The following is a 254-nucleotide window of genomic DNA, read 5'->3' on the forward strand; positions in this document are numbered from 1 at the left end:
GTATAACAAAAAGATCGCTAATCATTAGGCGATCTTTTTTGTTTTAGGCAAGAAGGGAATTGGAAAACTATGGCACAGCAAGAAACAGCAACCAACAGCACGGACTTTGTTTCGATTGAACCACTGCGCGTAGGTATCGTTGTCGGAGAACTCTCTGGTGACACGCTTGGCGAAGGTTTTATCAAAGCAATCAAATCGCAGTACCCGAACGCTGAATTCGTGGGTATTGGCGGACCAAAAATGAAGGCGCTTGG

General features: G+C 45.3%; 1 pseudogene. It reads left to right on the forward strand.

The window, feature by feature from the left end:
• Nucleotides 1-69: 69 nt before the first annotated feature.
• A pseudogene (gene lpxB, locus AB4486_RS28145) lies at nucleotides 70-254 on the forward strand (lipid-A-disaccharide synthase); the annotation flags it as partial.

Source organism: Vibrio sp. 10N.222.55.C6 (assembly GCF_041473395.1).
GTDB classification, from domain to species: domain Bacteria; phylum Pseudomonadota; class Gammaproteobacteria; order Enterobacterales; family Vibrionaceae; genus Vibrio; species Vibrio crassostreae_C.